Source organism: Pseudonocardia halophobica, assembly GCF_050948485.1.
In the GTDB taxonomy this organism is placed as follows: Bacteria; Actinomycetota; Actinomycetes; order Mycobacteriales; family Pseudonocardiaceae; genus Pseudonocardia; species Pseudonocardia halophobica.
This window is the reverse complement of sequence record NZ_CP192046.1, coordinates 3353656-3369330: the sequence shown is the minus strand read 5'-3', so window position 1 is coordinate 3369330 and position 15675 is coordinate 3353656. Positions and strand designations below refer to the sequence as shown.

Genomic DNA, 15675 nt, shown 5'->3' with positions numbered 1-15675 from the left:
CGAATCGGACAGGCAGTCCGAATTGACACGATCAGTTGGTTAGGCAAACCTCACCGGGATCGTGATCGTCGTCGGAAGGACCCTGATGTCGCACGTCCCCCGCCCCGGCCGCCGCGCCGGGCGCACCGCCCTGCGGGCGCTCGCCGCGGCCGCCCTGACCGCCCTCGTGGCCGCCGCCTGTTCCAGCCCCGCGCAGGCTCCCTCGTCGGGCGCGCCCGGGACGTCGGCCGCGGCGCAGAACGCCTTCCCGGTGACCTTGAAGCACGCCTACGGCGAGACGACGATCCCGGCCGAGCCGACGCGCGTCGTCACCATCGGCTTCAACGAGGGCGACTTCGCGCTGGCCCTGGGCGTGGTGCCGCTGGCCGAGCGGGAGTTCTTCGGCGGCTTCGACTGGCAGAACCGGCCCTGGGCCACCGCGGCGAAGAACGGTGCCCGGCCGGTGCCGCTGGCGTCGAGCGAACTGCCGCTCGAGACGATCGCGAGCCTCCGGCCGGACCTGATCCTCGGGGTGTACTCGTTCATCGACCAGCCGACCTACGAGCGGCTGTCGGCGATCGCCCCGACCGTCGCCCAGCCGACGGCCGACGGTGAGGGTGCCGCCGCCACCTGGCAGGAGCAGACCCGGATCACCGGGCAGGCGCTCGGCCGCACCGGCCGGGCCGAGCAGGTGATCGCCGAGACCGAGCAGAAGCTGAAGGACGCCGCCGCGCCGTCGTTCGCCGGCAGGACGCTGGCCATGGACTTCATGGTCGACGGCACCCCGTACAAGCTGGGGACGGACGACCTGCGCGCCCAGCTGTTCACGGGGCTGGGCTTCACCGTCCCGGCCACCACGGAGACGCTCAGCCCGGAGACGCTCGGCCCCCTCGACCAGGACGTGATCGTGTCGATGGGCCGCACGCAGGAGCAGTACGACTCCCCGGTGTTCCAGAACCTGAACGCCGTGCAGCAGGGCCGGGTCGTGAACATGGGCGGCTACACCACCCCGTTCGCCGGCGCCCTGGGCTACTCCAGCCCGCTGAGCCTGCCGTACGCGGCGGACGAGGTCTCCCCGCAGCTGGCCGAGGTCCTCGGCTAGACCGGCAGCCGGGCTGGGGCGGGGGTGGTCGCGCCGGCCAGTGCCGCCGCGATCTCCCCCGCCCGCACCGCGACCGTGGAGAGCAGGGTCGAGGTGATGCCGTGGGTGTGCTCGGTCGCGCCCTGCACGAACAGCCCGACGGCGACGGGCCGGCCCTGCGGGGTCGCGCCCGTGGTCAGCCGGTAGTCGCGGCGGACCTCGGGGCGGCCGGCGTCGTCCCGGGTGCAGGCGGCGGCGAGGGCGGGGTCGAGAAGCCACAGCGGGTCCGTGGGGCGGTACCCCGTGGCGTAGACGACGACGTCCGCGGTCAGTACGTCCCGTGCCCCGTCGATCAGCGACTCCACGGCCAGCTCGACCCGCTCGCCGGTGTCGACCACGTCGGCCACCCGGGACACGTTGTGGAAGCGCAGCCGCTCCCGCCCGGCGACCCGCTCGTGGTAGTGCCGCCGGTACAGCTCGGTGATCAGGTCCGGGTCGACCACGGAGTAGTTCGTGTTCGCGTGGTAGCCCATGATCATCTTCTTGACGGGGTCGGGCGCGGCGTAGAAGTCGTCGACCGCCGCCGGGTCGAAGATCCGGTTGGCGAAGGAGCTGTCGTCCGCCGGGCTGTAGCCGTAGCGGGCGAACACCGCGTGCACCTCGGCGTCCGGGTGGGCCCGGTGCAGGTAGTCCACGGTCTCGGCGGCGCTCTGCCCGGCCCCCACCACCGCACAGCGCGCGGCGGTGCGCAGCTGCGGCGCCCGGTGCAGCAGGTCGCGGTTGTGCCAGACCCGCGGGCCGAGCGTGACCCCGCGCGGGACGTTCGGCGTGAGCCCGGTGGCCAGCACGACGTTGCGCGCCCGGATCCGCACGGGCCCGCTGTCGGAGCGGAAGCCGACCACCTCGGCGAGCTCGACGGTCCCGTCGCCGTCCACCGGCACGACCTCCGTGACCTCGGCGCCGTACTCGACCACGCCGGCGAACCGCGCGGCGGCCCACTCCAGGTAGTCGTGGAACTCCAGCCGGGTCGGGAACGCGCTGCCGTAGTTGATGAAGTCGACGAGCCGGCCCCGGTCGTGCAGATAGGTGAGGAAGGTGAACGGGCTGGTCGGGTTCCGCAGCGTGACCAGGTCCTTGAGGTACGAGATCTGCATCGTCGCGTCCTCGAGGAGCATCCCGCGGTGCCAGCCGAACCGCTCCTGCCGCTCGACGAACCGGTAGCTCAGGCGCTCGTCCGGCGGCGCCGCGGCGTTGTGCTCGGCCAGCGCGACCGCCAGCGCCAGGTTGGACGGCCCGAACCCGATCCCGAGGACGTCGACCACCTCCACGCCGTCGGCCGCCCGCTCGGCGCGCGGGTGGTCGGGGGTGTTCGTGGGCGCGACGGTCATCGTGTCCTCTCGGTGCCCGGCGTCAGGCACAGTCGGCAAGCCTCTCTTTACTCAGGGCAGGCTAACTTTCCGACCTCCGGGACTCACGGCTCCGGGTGGGTGACCCGGATCCCGTGTCGCCACGCTCCGTCCCCGTCGACCCGGAAACCGCTCGTCCGGCCGTGGACAACGGAATTCGGGGACCGGCCCGTCCGAGCGCCCACCGCCGAGCACTCGGGCAGACCGACTGGAGCCCCGCCCGGGACCGTCGCGCCGGACCCGGGCGGAGCGATCACGGGCGGGCCCTCAGCCCTGCACGATCCCGGAGTTCGACGCGTCCGCCTGGGCGATCGACTGCTGCGTCGACCCCGAGAGGATGCCGCCGATGTTGATCGCCGGGCTCACGTCCAGGTCCAGCCCGAGCAGGCCGCCCTGCTGCACGGCGAACCCGCCGGCACGCGAGCCGTCCTGCAGGATCCCGGAGTTGGACCGGTCGACCTGGCTGATCGACTGGCTGACCGGGCCGCCGCCGATGCCGCCGATGTTCACGCCCGGGCTCACGTCGAGCGCCGCGTCGACGAGATCCTTGCTCTGGAACGCCGCACCGGGCTCCGTGCAGCCACCGCCTGACTGCACGATCCCGGAGTTGGACTGGTCCGCCTGCACGATCTGCTGGGTGCTCGGCCCGTTGCCGAGCACGCCCCCGACGTTCAGGCCCGGGCTCACGTCGCCGTCGAGCCCGAGCAGCCCGCCGTCCTGGGTCGCGACCGGGCCGGCGCCGTCGCAGTCGTGCCCGTGCCCGTGTCCGTGCCCGCCCGACTCGCCCGCGAACGCCATCCCGGACGCCGCCAGGGCGAACGGGAGGGCCAGTGCCCCGACCGTCGCCGTCCGACGAACGGTGGTGCGCATCTGCATGGAGGTCTCCCCTCTCAGGTTTCTCATGACCACCCGCCCGGTACGGCAGGGCGATTGCTCTGCGTGACCGACCGGGATGCCGAGAAGCTAGCGAGGTCCCTTCCGGACGGTCACCGGAGGGTGGCTGAGAGGTCACTGAGGCGAGTCATAACGGCGTCATGGACGCGTTCAACCGTCAACCAGCTCGACCCAGCGTGATGAGGTGAGCGCACGCTGACCACGCTCCGTGAGATGCCGGGACGTTACGGCTCCGCCGCGAGAAGTCGGGTTCCCCACGAAGAAGCAACCCGGGCGGGCGACGGTGCGTCCGAGATGTGGCGTCAGGTGACCAGCAACGTCCTGACCAGGTCCTTCCACTGCGCCACCAGAGGATCGGTGGTGTGGTCGCGCGGATCGAAGGCGTAGGTCAGGGCTGCTCCGCGCATGCTCGTGAGCAGGATGTCGCGGAGCTGCCGGAAGCGCGGGTGCCCGGCGAGCTCCTCGCCGAACATGCGCGCCATCGACTCGCGGATCGCGGACCCCAGCCCGCGCTCGGTCGGGCGCAGCGCCCCGGCGATGTCCGGGTTGGACCGCGCGGCCGTCCACAGCTCGATCGCGGCCCAGAAGTGGGGCTCGGAGAAGCTCTCCCACAGCAGCTCCACGACCCGGTCGGCACGCCGGCGGACGTCCCGGGCGCCCTCCTCGTCGAGCAGGCGCGTCAGGCGGTCCTCGGTGTCCTGCACGCGCTTGGCGGCGAGGTGCCCGGCGGCGGCGACCAGCAGCAGGTCTCGGGAGGGGAAGTGGTGCAGCAGGCGGCCGCGGGAGACGCCCGCGCCGGCCTGGATGGTGAGGGTGGTGGCGCCGGAGTAGCCGCCCTCGACGAGGGCGGCCACCGCGGCGTCCAGGATCCGGGCGCGGCTGTCGCTCGTGCGCTGCGCCCGGGTCCTGGGTGCGGTGCCCGTCATGAGGTCACAGGCGAGGTCACAGGCCGAGGGAACGGCCGATGACCTCCTTCATGATCTCGGTGGTGCCGCCGTAGATGCGGGTGATCCGGGCGTCCGCGTACGCCTTCGCGATCGGGTACTCGTTCATGTACCCGTAGCCGCCGTGCAGCTGCAGGCAGCGGTCGACGACCCGGCCCTGCAGCTCGGTGCACCAGTACTTGGCCTTGCTGGCGTCGACCGCGGTGAGGTCGTCCGCGTTGAGCGCGCGGATGCAGTCGTCGACGTAGTGCCAGGCCAGGTCGATCTCCGTGGCGATCTCGGCGAGCACGAACTTGGAGTTCTGGAACGAGCCGATCGGCTGGCCGAAGGCCTTGCGCTCCTTGACGTACTCCAGCGTCCAGTTCAGCGCGGCCTCCGCGGCCGCGACGCCCGCGACGGCGATCGACAGCCGCTCCTGCGGCAGCTTGGTGACCAGCTGCGTGAAGCCCTGCCCCTCGGCCTCGCCCAGCAGGTTCGCGACCGGGACCCGGACGTCGGTGAACGACAGCTCCGCGGTGTCCTGGGCGTGCTGGCCGAGCTTGTCGAGGTTGCGGCCGCGCTCGAAGCCCTCCATCCCCCGCTCGAGCACGAGCAGGGACATGCCCTTGTGCTTCTGCGACGGGTCCGTCTTCACCGCGGTGATCACCACGTCGGCGTTGATCCCGTTGGTGATGAAGGTCTTCGCCCCGTTGACGACGTAGTGGTCGCCCTCGCGGCGCGCCGTCGTCGACATCGACGCGAGGTCGGAGCCGATGCCGGGCTCGGTCATCGCGATCGCGGTGATCAGGTCACCGGAGACGATGCCGGGGAGCCAGCGCTTCTTCTGCTCCTCGTTCGCGTAGGTGAGGAAGTACGGCATGCAGATGTCGTTGTGCAGCGTCAGGCCGAGGCCCGAGCCGCCGCACCCGGCGCGCATGAGCTCCTCGATGACCACGGCGTTGAAGCGGAAGTCCTTGACCCCGCCGCCGCCGTACTCCTCGGGCACGTCCATGCCGAGGAAGCCGTTCTTCCCCGCCTTCGCGAACACCTCGCGCGGGACGATGCTGTCCCGGTTCCACTGCTCGTCGTGCGGGGCGATCTCGACCTCGACGAACTTCCGGAACGACTCCCGGAAGGCCTCGTGGTCGCTGTCGTAGAGGGTGCGCTTCATGTCGGGACTCCCTACCGCGGGGCCATGCGGATGGCGCCGTCGAGGCGGATGACCTCGCCGTTGAGCATCGGGTTCGCCACGATGTGCGCGGCGAGCAGACCGTACTCGCTCGGCTTACCCAGCCGGGCCGGGTGCGGCACCTGCCTGCCCAGCGACTCCTTGGCCTCCTCGGGCAGGCCGCCCAGCAGCGGGGTCTCGAACAGCCCCGGTGCGATGGTGTTGACCCGGATCTGCGCGCTCGCGAGGTCGCGGGCGATCGGCAGGGTCATGCCGACGACACCGCCCTTCGACGCCGAGTAGGCCGCCTGACCGATCTGGCCCTCGAAGGCCGCGACCGACGCCGTGTTGATGATGACGCCGCGCTCGCCGTCGACCGGGTCGGTCTGCGCGATGCGCTCGGCGGCCAGCCGGATCACGTTGAACGTGCCGATCAGGTTGACCGTGACGACCTTGGTGAAGGCGTCGAGCGGGAACGCGCCCTGCTTGCCGACGGTCTTGATCGCGTTGCCGATGCCGGCGCAGTTGACCGCGACGCGGAGCGTGCCCAGCTCGGCGGCGACGTCGAGCGCCGCGGTGACCTGGGCCTCGTCGGTCACGTCGGCCGCGACGAAGCGGGCCTTGTCGCCCAGCTTCTCGGCGATCTCGGCGCCCTGCGACGACGGCAGGTCGACGATCACGACCGACGCGCCGGCGTCGAGCAGGGTCTCGGCGGTGGCGAGGCCGAGACCGGAGGCCCCGCCGGTGACGAGCGCGACCTGTCCGGTGATGTCCATGGGGTGAGGAACCTCCAGCTCGGTGGGGAAAGTGGCGAGGGCGCGGCGCCGGTCGGGCGCCGCGCCCTCAACGGGTGGGAATCAGAGCAGCTCGAGGATGGTGGCGTTGGCCTGGCCGCCGCCCTCGCACATCGTCTGCAGGCCGTAGCGGATCCCGTTGTCGCGCATGTGGTGGACCAGCGTGGTCATGATCCGCGCGCCGGAGCCGCCCAGCGGGTGGCCGAGGGCGATCGCGCCGCCGTTGGGGTTGAGCGCCTTGACGTCCGCGCCCTCGATGTCCGCCAGCCACGCCATCGGCACCGGGGCGAACGCCTCGTTGACCTCGAAGGCCCCGATCTCGTCGATCTTGAGGCCGGACTTCGCGAGCGCCTTCTGGGTGGCCGGGATCGGCGCGGTCAGCATGATGACCGGGTCGGCGCCGGCGAGGACCGCGGTGTGCACCCGGGCGATCGGGGTGAGGCCGAGCTCCGCGGCCTTCTCCGACGTGGTCATCAGCAGCGCGGCCGAGCCGTCCGAGATCTGGGAGGCGTTGCCGGCGTGGATCACGCCGTCCTCCTTGAAGACCGTCTTCAGCTTGGCCAGGCCCTCGACCGAGCCGCCGGGGCGGATGCCCTCGTCCTGGCTGATCACGGTGCCGTCGGGCAGCGTGACCGGGGCGATCTGGCTCTCGAACCGACCCGAGGACTGGGCGGCGGCGGCCTTCTCGTGGCTGCCGATCGCGAACTCGTCGAGCTGGGTGCGGGAGAAGCCCCACTGCTCGGCGATCATCTCGGCGCCGATGCCCTGGTTCGGGAAGACGCCGTCGTAGCGGGCGAGGAACTTCTCGCCGAACGGGTTCTGGCCGTTGGACGAGGAGCCCATCGGCACCCGGGACATCGACTCGACGCCACCGGCGACGACGACGTCGTACTGGCCCGCGATCAGGCCGGCGGCCGCGAAGTGCACGGACTGCTGGGAGGACCCGCACTGGCGGTCCACGGTCACGCCGGTGACGGTCTCCGGGAACCCGGCCGCGAGCGCGGCGGTGCGGCCGATGTCCATGGTCTGCTCACCGACCTGGGACACACAGCCCCAGATGACGTCCTCGATCACGGCGGGGTCGACGCCCGACCGCTCGGCCAGCGAAGTCAGGACGTGCGCCGACAGGTCGGCGGGGTGGATGCCGGACAGGCCGCCGTTGCGCTTGCCGACGGGGGTGCGCACGGCTTCGACGATGACTGCATCACGCACGGTCGAGCTCCTTCTCTCGCGGGTGAGGTCGCAGCGGACTGCTGCCGACGGTGCCCACGCGGGAGCGCCGTCGCCTTCCCCGCACCGTAGCAGCGAAACAGTCAGTTCTGACCGCCCCGGAGGTGTGGCGTACAGAACACTCGTTCAGATCGCCTGGTCAGTGCCGTTGGCCGAGCCGGTCGCCGCCAGCGATCGGGATGCATGAGGCGGTGTGGCAGCCATAGCGAAGCGGCGGGCAGCGGCAGGTCGACCAGCCCAGCTCGGGCTGCGGCTCCGCCACGCACGTCTCGTTGCCATGATCGCCGGAGGTGTGCGCGCAGGGCTCCTTGGACCGCCCCCACCGCACGGAAGCCCTGATCACGGCGTCGGCCGCTCTGTATGACCGCGCCGACAGCACTTGCTGATCGCCACTTGCGTGCACGTGCGGCTGGTCGAACTGCCGCCGCTGCACGCAGTCGCCGATCATGGGGGTGGGCGTTGGTCGACTCGCGGTGCCGGAGCTCGCGACTCGCGGTGCCGGAACTCCCGACTCGCGGTGCCGGAACTCCCGACTCGCGGTGCCGGAGCTCGCGACTCGCGGTGCCGGAACTCCCGGCTCGCGGTGCCAGAACTCGCGACTCGCGGGACAGCAGCTCCGAAGGGCCGCGAGGCGCCCGGGCCTCTCGCCCGGGCGCCTCGTCCCAGCGGATCGTCGGTGCAGCCGGCGGTCAGTTGCCGCCGGGGTTGAGGGTGACGGTCTCCGGCTGGTAGCTCGTGCCCACGACGTCGACCCCCTCGCCCTTGAGCATGTCGATCGCCTTGGTCACGTAGTCGTTGGTGTAGGCCTCGGGGTCGGGGTCCTTGGTCAGCACGGTCTGGCCGTCGGCGTTGACCGCGGTGCGGGCCACGTTCACCGTCTGCGCCCAGGCCGCCGGGTCGATCGTGCCGGCGCCCGCGGCGGGCGAGGGCCAGATCAGCTTGTTGACCTCGTTGACCTGCCACAGCTGGTGACTGGCGCCGAGCTTCGACCCGGCCTTGACCACGATGTCGCGGCAGGCGGCGACGTTGTCCCGGCAGTACGCCCAGCCCTTGATCGACGCCGCGACGAAGCGCACCGTCTGGTCCTGGTACGCGGGGTCGGAGAGCTTGTCGGTGCTCGCCCAGATCGCGTCCTGCAGCATCGCGGTGCCGTCGGTGTTCCAGTCGACGAGCGTGAAGTCCGACGGCTGGTACAGCTGCCCCGTCGCCGGGTTCTGCGCCTCGAGGACCTGCGCGTACTCGTTGTACGACATGGCCTGCGCCGCGTCGATCTCGCCGGAGAGCAGCGCCTGCATGTCGAACTGCTGCTGCACGAGCGTCACGTCGGAGGGCTTGAGGCCGGCCTTGGTCATGCCCGCGAACAGCTCGAACTCGTTGCCGAAGCCCCAGTTGCCGATCTTCTTCCCGGCGAACTGCCCGGGCTGGGTGATGCCCTTGTCCGCGAACGCCACCTGCCGGGTGCCGGAGCGCTGGAAGATCTGCGCGACGTCCGTGATCGCGGCGCCCTGCTCCCGCGAGGCGAGGGCCTTCGGAACCCAGGCGATGGCGTAGTCGGCCTGGCCCTGTGCCAGCACCGTCTGCGGGACGATGTCGACGCCGCCCTCCTTGATCCGGACGTCGAGCCCCTTCTCCCGGTAGTAGCCCTGGTCGATCGCGGCCAGGTAGCCCGCGAACTGGCCCTGGGTGAACCACTGCAGCTGCAGGGTCACCGGCTGCAGACCGCCGGCCGCGGTGGTGGCGCCACCGGAGGCCTGCTGGCCGGCGGGCGTGGTGGAACAGGCGGCGAGCACGACCGCCGCTGCGGCGCCGATCGCCGCCAGGGCCGTGCGGCCGAAACGGGGTCTCTTCACGAGGCACCTCCGGGGCGGTTGCGGGTCACGAGCCGCTCGGCGAGCAGCCCGGCGAGGAAGAAGAGCAGCCCCAGGACGATCGAGGCGGCGACGAAGGCCCACGCGCGGGCGTAGGCGGTGTTGGCGGCGGCCGAGGAGATCCGGCTGCCCAGCCCGTTCTGCAGGCCGCCGAAGTACTCGGCGACGATCGCGGCGATCACGGCGGCGGGTGCGGCGAGTCGCAGGCCGGTCATCACGTACGGGATCGCCCCGGGCAGCCGCACGAACCGGGTGTACTGACGGCGGGTGGCCGCCAGGGCGACCATCAGCTCGTCGTGCACCGGGCGGACCTGGCGGAGCCCGCGCGCGGTCGACACGTACACCGGCACCACGACGACGACCATCACGACGAGCCGCCGCGGAATCTCGGTGGTGGAGCCGAACATGGTGGTGAACACCGGCGCCAGGGCGACGATCGGGATCGCGCTCGCCGCCAGCACCACCGGCGTGATCAGGTCCGACACCACCCGCACGCCGGCGGCGAGGATTGCCAACAGCACCCCGAGGACGAACCCGAGCACCAGCCCGACCAGCGCGTTCCCGCCGGTGACGGCCGCGGTCTCGAGGAGCACCGGGAACTGCGCGCCGATCTGCTCGGCGATCGCGGTCGGCGCGGGCAGCAGGAAGGCCGGCAGCCCGCCGACCGTCACGACCAGCTGCCAGACCACCAGGACCGCGACACCGAAGACCACCGGCGCGGCGATCACGGAGACGCCGCGGAACCGGCGGCCCGGCCCGGCGACCGCACCGACGCCACCCGCGGCGGTCGCACCCCCGACCGGCGCGCTCACACCGCGCTCGATTCCGCGCTCATTCCGCGTGCCCCTCGGTCGCGGCACCCTTGCGCAGCGCCTCCCGCACCGCGGTGACCGCCTCGAAGAACGCGGCGGTCTCGCGGACGTCCTCCACGGTGTCGGGCACGAAGTCGTCCCCGGCCACCGGCGGACGGCGCCCCGCGACGATCTCGGTGATCCGCCCCGGGCGCGGCGACATCACCACGACCCGGTCCGAGAGCACGACGGCCTCGGGGATCGAGTGCGTCACGAACAGCACCGCGGCGCCGGTCTCCCCCGCGATCCGCAGCAGTTCGGCCTGCATCCGCTCGCGGGTCATCTCGTCGAGGGCGCCGAACGGCTCGTCCATCAGCAGCAGCCCCGGGCTCGGCGCGAGCGCCCGCGCGATCGCGACCCGCTGCTGCATGCCGCCGGACAGCTCGGCCGGCCGGGACCCGGCGAACTCCGCGAGGCCGACGAGCTCGAGCAGCTCCACCGCCCGGCGTCGCCGCTCCGCCCTGCCGACCCCGTGGACCTGCAGCGGCAGCTCGACGTTCTCGGCGACCGTCCGCCAGTCGAGCAGGCCGGCCTGTTGGAACGCGATGCCGTAGCGCTGGTCGAGCCGGGCCTGCCGGGCGCTCGTGCCGGCGACGGCCACGGTCCCGGCGGTCGGCTCCACCAGGTCCGCGACGACCCGCAGCAACGTGGACTTGCCGCAGCCGGACGGGCCGATCAGCGAGACGAACTCCCCCGCGGCGATCGTCAGGTCGACACCCGCGAGCGCCCGCACGGCGCCGAAGGCCTTGTCCACGCTCTGCAGCTCGACGGCGCTGATCCCCGCCTTCCTCTCCCCGTTCATCTCCCCGTTCGTCTCCGTGCTCACGCGACGCTCCCCCGGTAGCGGCGCAGCGCCAGCTCCAGCAGCCCGACCGCGCCCGCGGCCACCAGGCCCAGGACGGCCGCACCGAGGATGGCGGCGTACATCTGCGAGGGGTCGCCCGTGGCGGACTGCGCGTACTCGATGATCAACCGTCCGATCCCGCCGCGGGTGCCGGTGGAGATCTCCGCGACGATCGCGCCGACGACCGCGGCGGCCGCCGCCAGGCGCACGGCCGGGACCAGGTGCGGCACCGACGCGGGCAGCCGGAGCCGCACCAACGTCGTCCACCAGCCCGCAGCCAGGCTGCGGAACATCTCGACGTCAGCCTTCCGCGGCGAGGTGAGCCCCCGCAGCATGCCGACCGAGACCGGGAAGAAGGCGAGGTAGGAGGAGATCACCATGACGCTGGCCCACGGCTCCCACGCCCAGCCTCCGATGGCGATCTTGCCGCCCCACCCCGCGACCAGCGGTGCGATCGCGATCAGCGGGACGGTCTGCGAGGCGACCACGTAGGGCAGCACCGCCTTCTCGGCGACGGCGAACCGCTGCATGAGCACCGCGAGCAGCACCCCGGCGATCCCGCCGAGGACCAGCCCGCCCAGCGCCAGCCCGAGGGTGAACAGCGCCCCCGAGGCGATCGCCGCCCCGACCGCGCGCGGCTCCGCGGCGCCCGCGACCTCCGGGGCGCCCAGCCGGGCCAGCACCGTCCACACGTGCGGCATCGCGGCGTCGTCGGTCCGGGGCAGGATCCGGGTGCCGCCGACCGTCACGCCGGCGGCGGGCAGGACGAGCTTGGCCAGCTCCCACAGCACGACCAGCAGGACGAACGCGGCGGCGGCCCACGCCGCGCTGCGCAGCCTCTGCCTGCTCCCCATGGTGCCCCCCTCGCTCGCCCGGTGATCCGGACGAAGGCGAATCCTGAGAGGTTGGCATGACGGCGGCGTTACCGACAGGTTCCCACTGCCTCCAACCGGTCTCCCGCGGTCACGACTCGGCAACGGGGTGACAGCACGCGCACCGGACGTGACGATCACGCGTCGCGGCACCGATGCCCCTTGCGCGGGCGGGCGTCGCGGCAGCAAGGTGACCGCCTCACGTTCCGCGCGAAGGGGGGCTTCGATGTCGCGAACCGTCCGGGCGGCGATCCTGCAGGCCAAGTGGACCGGCGACACCGCGTCCATGATCGACGTGCACGAGTCGTACGCCCGTGCCGCCGCCGAGCAGGGCGCCCAGGTCATGGGCTTCCAGGAGGTCTTCAACGCCCCGTACTTCTGCCAGGTGCAGGAGTCGGAGCACTACCGCTGGGCCGAGCCGGTGCCGGACGGGCCGACCGTGCAGCGCATGCAGGCGCTCGCCCGGGAGACCGGCATGGTGCTCGTGGTGCCGGTCTTCGAGATCGAGAGCGCCGGGAACTACTACAACACCGCCGCGGTGATCGACGCCGACGGCACCGTGCTCGGCAAGTACCGCAAGCACCACATCCCGCAGGTCAAGGGCTTCTGGGAGAAGTACTACTTCAAGCCCGGCAACCTCGGCTGGCCGGTGTTCGACACCGCGGTCGGCAAGGTCGGCGTGTACATCTGCTACGACCGGCACTTCCCCGAGGGCTGGCGCGCGCTCGGCCTGGCGGGCGCCGAGATCGTGTTCAACCCCAGCGCCACCAGCCGCGGGCTCTCGGCCTACCTCTGGCAGCTCGAGCAGCCGGCCGCCGCCGTGGCCAACGAGTACTTCGTCGCCGCGATCAACCGGGTGGGAGTGGAGGAGTACGGGGACAACGACTTCTACGGCACCAGCTACTTCGTCGACCCCCGCGGGCAGTTCGTCGGCGACGTCGCGTCCGGGACGGAGGAGGAGCTGCTCGTCCGGGACCTGGACCTGGACATGATCGAGGAGGTCCGGCAGCTGTGGGCCTTCTACCGCGACCGCCGGCCCGACGCGTACGGCCCGCTGGTGGAGTCATGAGAGAGCTCTACGACCGCACCCGCGCGGTCCTGCCGAGCTGGCTCGCGCTCTACTACGCCGAGCCGATCGAGCTCGACCACGGCTCCGGCCGGCACGTCTGGGACGCGGACGGGAACCGCTACCTGGACTTCTTCGGCGGCATCCTCACCACGATGACCGAGCACGCGCTGCCCGCGGTCACCGAGGCCGTCGCCGCGCAGGCCGCGAAGATCGTCCACTCGTCCACGCTGTACCTGAACCGGCCCATGGTGGAGCTGTGCGAGGAGATCGCCGAGGTCAGCGGCATCCCCGACGCGAAGGTCTTCCTCACCACCAGCGGCACGGAGGCCAACGACGCCGCGCTTCTCCTGGCCAGCGCCCGCAACGGGGCGAACCAGATCCTGGCCCTGCGCAACAGCTACCACGGCCGGTCCTTCTCGACGATCGGGATCACCGGCAACAGCGCCTGGTCGCCGACCTCGCTCTCGCCCTTCCAGACCTACTACGTCCACGGTGGACAGCGGTACCGGTCGCCCTTCGCGCACCTGTCCGACGAGGACTTCGTCAAGGCCTGCGTCGCCGACCTGGAGGACGTGCTCGACCAGACGGACGGGCGGGTGGCGGCGCTGATCGCCGAGCCGATCCAGGGCGTCGGCGGCTTCACCTCCGGGCCCGACGGTGTGCTGGGCGCGTTCGCGGAGGTGCTGCGGGCCAGGAACATCCTCTGGATCTCCGACGAGGTGCAGACCGGCTGGGGCCGCACCGGCGAGCACTTCTGGGGCTGGCAGGCGCATGAGGCCACCCCGGACATCGTCACCTTCGCCAAGGGCGTCGGGAACGGGCTGTCGATGGGCGGCGTGATCGCCCCGGCGTCGATCATGGACAACCTGCCGGCGAACTCGATCTCCACCTTCGGCGGCAGCCCGATCACCTCGGCGGGCGCGCTGGCGAACCTGCGCCACCTGCGCGAGCACGACCTGCAGGCCAACGCGGCGAAGGTCGGCCCGATCCTGCTCGACGGGCTGAAGGCGGCCCGGGTCCCGGTCGTCGGCGACGTCCGCGGCAAGGGCCTGATGATCGGCGTCGAGCTGGTCGAGCCGGGCTCCGGCACGCCCGGCCGCCCCGCGCCGGCGCTCGCCACGGCGGTGCTGGAGGGCTGCCGGGAGCGCGGGCTGCTGGTCGGCAAGGGCGGCCTGCACGGCAACGTCCTGCGCATCGCTCCCCCGCTGTCGCTCACCGCCGACGAGGCCGAGGAGGGGCTGGCGATCCTGGTCGACGCGCTCGAGGCGGCGGTTCCGGCGGAGGGAGGCCCGTCGTGAGCACCCTGGCGATCCGCGGCGGCACGGTGATCACCGCGGCCGACGAGGTGGTGGCCGACGTCCTCGTCGACGGCGAGAAGGTCGTCGCGCTGGCCGCGCCCGGCGCGCTGGACTTCCGCGCCGACACCGAGCTCGACGCGGCGGGCCGGTACGTGATCCCGGGCGGGGTCGACGCGCACACGCACATGGAGATGCCCTTCGGCGGGACCTTCGCCGCGGACACCTTCGAGACCGGCACGCGCGCCGCGGCGTGGGGCGGCACGACCACGATCATCGACTTCCCGATCCAGTCGGTCGGCCGGTCGCTGCGCGAGGGCCTCGACGCCTGGCACGAGAAGGCCGCCGGGAAGTGCGCGATCGACTACGGCTTCCACATGATCCTGGCCGACGTCACCGAGTCCTCGCTCAAGGAGATGGAGGTGCTCGTCGGCGAGGGCGTGAGCAGCTTCAAGCTGTTCATGGCCTATCCCGGCGTCTTCTACTCCGACGACGGCAAGATCCTCCGCGCCATGCAGAAGGCCGGCGAGACCGGCGGCCTGATCATGATGCATGCCGAGAACGGGATCGCCATCGACGTGCTGGCCGAGCAGGCGCTCGCCCGCGGGCAGACCGACCCGCGGTACCACGGCGACGTCCGGCACGCGCTGCTCGAGGCCGAGGCGACCTACCGCGCGATCCAGCTCGCCCGCGTCGCCGGGGCCCCGCTCTACGTGGTGCACCTGTCGGCGCAGCAGGCGCTCGCGGAGATCGCTCATGCCCGGGAGAGCGGCGTCAACGCGTTCGCCGAGACCTGCCCGCAGTACCTGTTCCTGTCCACGGACGACCTGGCGCGGCCGGACTTCGAGGGCGCCAAGTACGTCTGCTCGACGCCGCTGCGCCCGGCCGAGCACCAGGCCGCGCTGTGGCGGGGGCTGCGCAACGACGACCTCTCGGTGGTCTCCACCGACCACTGCCCCTTCTGCTTCAAGGGGCAGAAGGAGCTGGGGCGCGGGAACTTCACGAAGATCCCGAACGGGCTCCCGGGCGTCGAGACCCGGATGGACCTGCTGCACCAGGGCGTCGTCGACGGGCACATCTCGCGGCGGCGGTGGATCGAGCTCGCGTGCGCGACGCCCGCGCGGATGTTCGGCCTCTACCCGCGCAAGGGCACCATCGCGCCCGGGTCGGACGCCGACATCGTGATCTACGACCCCACCGCGGAGCACACGCACTCGGCGGCCACGCACCACATGGCCGTCGACTACTCCTGCTACGAGGGCCGGACCACCACGGGCAAGGTCGAGACGGTGCTCTCCCGCGGCAAGGTGATCATCGCCGGCGGCGAGTACCTCGGATCGGCCGGGCACGGCACGTTCCTGCCCCGCGACACGTGTCAGTACCTGCGCTGATCGGAGTGAG

At 72.0% G+C, this 15675-nt stretch carries 14 protein-coding genes; 4 read left to right on the top strand and 10 right to left on the bottom strand.

Translation table 11 applies throughout. From position 1 onward, the window contains the following. Nucleotides 1-85 precede the first annotated feature (85 nt). Complete coding sequence (locus ACQP04_RS16250) at nt 86-1081, top strand: iron-siderophore ABC transporter substrate-binding protein (RefSeq protein ID WP_433507866.1); 996 nt, start codon at nt 86-88, stop codon at nt 1079-1081. Here the strand turns inward: ACQP04_RS16250 and ACQP04_RS16245 are convergent. From ACQP04_RS16245 to ACQP04_RS16200, 10 genes are all read right to left on the bottom strand, one after another. Beyond that, nucleotides 1078-2448, bottom strand: a complete 1371-nt coding sequence (locus ACQP04_RS16245) for a lysine N(6)-hydroxylase/L-ornithine N(5)-oxygenase family protein (protein WP_433507865.1) — start codon at nt 2446-2448, stop codon at nt 1078-1080. The two genes, ACQP04_RS16250 and ACQP04_RS16245, sit on opposite strands and share 4 nt — an antisense overlap. A gap of 285 nt (nt 2449-2733) precedes the next feature. Then, complete coding sequence (locus ACQP04_RS16240; RefSeq protein ID WP_433507864.1) at nt 2734-3342, bottom strand: hypothetical protein; 609 nt, start codon at nt 3340-3342, stop codon at nt 2734-2736. Between the two features lie 320 nt (nt 3343-3662). After that, nucleotides 3663-4286 (bottom strand): TetR/AcrR family transcriptional regulator, encoded by a 624-nt coding sequence (locus ACQP04_RS16235; RefSeq protein WP_433507863.1) that lies wholly within the window; start codon nt 4284-4286, stop codon nt 3663-3665. Nucleotides 4287-4302: 16 nt separating this feature from the next. After that, nucleotides 4303-5454, bottom strand: coding sequence for an acyl-CoA dehydrogenase family protein (locus ACQP04_RS16230; RefSeq protein ID WP_433507862.1), 1152 nt, complete (start codon nt 5452-5454; stop codon nt 4303-4305). An 11-nt stretch (nt 5455-5465) separates the two neighbouring features. Then, nucleotides 5466-6227, bottom strand: a complete 762-nt coding sequence (locus ACQP04_RS16225) for a 3-hydroxyacyl-CoA dehydrogenase (RefSeq protein WP_433507861.1) — start codon at nt 6225-6227, stop codon at nt 5466-5468. A gap of 81 nt (nt 6228-6308) precedes the next feature. After that, nucleotides 6309-7457: a thiolase family protein gene (locus tag ACQP04_RS16220; RefSeq protein WP_037051162.1), complete on the bottom strand. Its 1149-nt coding sequence runs from the start codon at nt 7455-7457 to the stop codon at nt 6309-6311. 707 nt (nt 7458-8164) lie between these two features. After that, nucleotides 8165-9325 (bottom strand): ABC transporter substrate-binding protein, encoded by a 1161-nt coding sequence (locus ACQP04_RS16215; RefSeq protein ID WP_433507860.1) that lies wholly within the window; start codon nt 9323-9325, stop codon nt 8165-8167. Next, nucleotides 9322-10155, bottom strand: coding sequence for an ABC transporter permease (locus ACQP04_RS16210; RefSeq protein WP_433507859.1), 834 nt, complete (start codon nt 10153-10155; stop codon nt 9322-9324). The genes ACQP04_RS16215 and ACQP04_RS16210 overlap by 4 nt, the downstream gene beginning before the upstream one ends. Nucleotides 10156-10174: 19 nt before the next feature. After that, the gene (locus tag ACQP04_RS16205) at nt 10175-10996 is read right to left on the bottom strand and encodes an ABC transporter ATP-binding protein (protein ID WP_433508379.1); all 822 of its coding nucleotides are present in this window, start codon (nt 10994-10996) and stop codon (nt 10175-10177) included. A 20-nt stretch (nt 10997-11016) separates the two neighbouring features. Beyond that, nucleotides 11017-11892, bottom strand: a complete 876-nt coding sequence (locus ACQP04_RS16200) for an ABC transporter permease (protein ID WP_433507858.1) — start codon at nt 11890-11892, stop codon at nt 11017-11019. Between the two features lie 244 nt (nt 11893-12136). Between ACQP04_RS16200 and ACQP04_RS16195 the strand changes: the two genes are divergently transcribed. Genes ACQP04_RS16195 through hydA form a run of 3 tightly spaced genes read left to right on the top strand, consistent with a single transcriptional unit; the run spans nt 12137 to nt 15665 of the window. Further along, a complete protein-coding gene (locus tag ACQP04_RS16195) occupies nt 12137-12979 on the top strand; it encodes a nitrilase-related carbon-nitrogen hydrolase (RefSeq protein WP_433507857.1) in 843 nt (280 codons plus the stop codon). After that, complete coding sequence (locus ACQP04_RS16190; protein ID WP_433507856.1) at nt 12976-14277, top strand: aspartate aminotransferase family protein; 1302 nt, start codon at nt 12976-12978, stop codon at nt 14275-14277. Before ACQP04_RS16195 ends, ACQP04_RS16190 begins: the two co-directional genes overlap by 4 nt. Further along, on the top strand, nt 14274-15665 hold the full coding sequence (gene hydA, locus ACQP04_RS16185; protein ID WP_433507855.1) for a dihydropyrimidinase: 1392 nt from the start codon (nt 14274-14276) through the stop codon (nt 15663-15665). Before ACQP04_RS16190 ends, hydA begins: the two co-directional genes overlap by 4 nt. Nucleotides 15666-15675: the final 10 nt, after the last annotated feature.

Coding starts and splice junctions, on each gene's coding strand:
- ACQP04_RS16250 (WP_433507866.1), top strand. CDS start 86: ATGTCGCACGTCCCCCGCCCCGGCCGCCGCGCCGGGCGCACCGCCCTG.
- ACQP04_RS16240 (WP_433507864.1), bottom strand. CDS start 3,342: ATGCAGATGCGCACCACCGTTCGTCGGACGGCGACGGTCGGGGCACTG.
- ACQP04_RS16200 (WP_433507858.1), bottom strand. CDS start 11,892: ATGGGGAGCAGGCAGAGGCTGCGCAGCGCGGCGTGGGCCGCCGCCGCG.
- ACQP04_RS16190 (WP_433507856.1), top strand. CDS start 12,976: ATGAGAGAGCTCTACGACCGCACCCGCGCGGTCCTGCCGAGCTGGCTC.
- ACQP04_RS16225 (WP_433507861.1), bottom strand. CDS start 6,227: ATGGACATCACCGGACAGGTCGCGCTCGTCACCGGCGGGGCCTCCGGT.
- ACQP04_RS16205 (WP_433508379.1), bottom strand. CDS start 10,996: ATGAACGGGGAGAGGAAGGCGGGGATCAGCGCCGTCGAGCTGCAGAGC.
- ACQP04_RS16235 (WP_433507863.1), bottom strand. CDS start 4,286: ATGACGGGCACCGCACCCAGGACCCGGGCGCAGCGCACGAGCGACAGC.
- ACQP04_RS16230 (WP_433507862.1), bottom strand. CDS start 5,454: ATGAAGCGCACCCTCTACGACAGCGACCACGAGGCCTTCCGGGAGTCG.
- ACQP04_RS16245 (WP_433507865.1), bottom strand. CDS start 2,448: ATGACCGTCGCGCCCACGAACACCCCCGACCACCCGCGCGCCGAGCGG.
- ACQP04_RS16195 (WP_433507857.1), top strand. CDS start 12,137: ATGTCGCGAACCGTCCGGGCGGCGATCCTGCAGGCCAAGTGGACCGGC.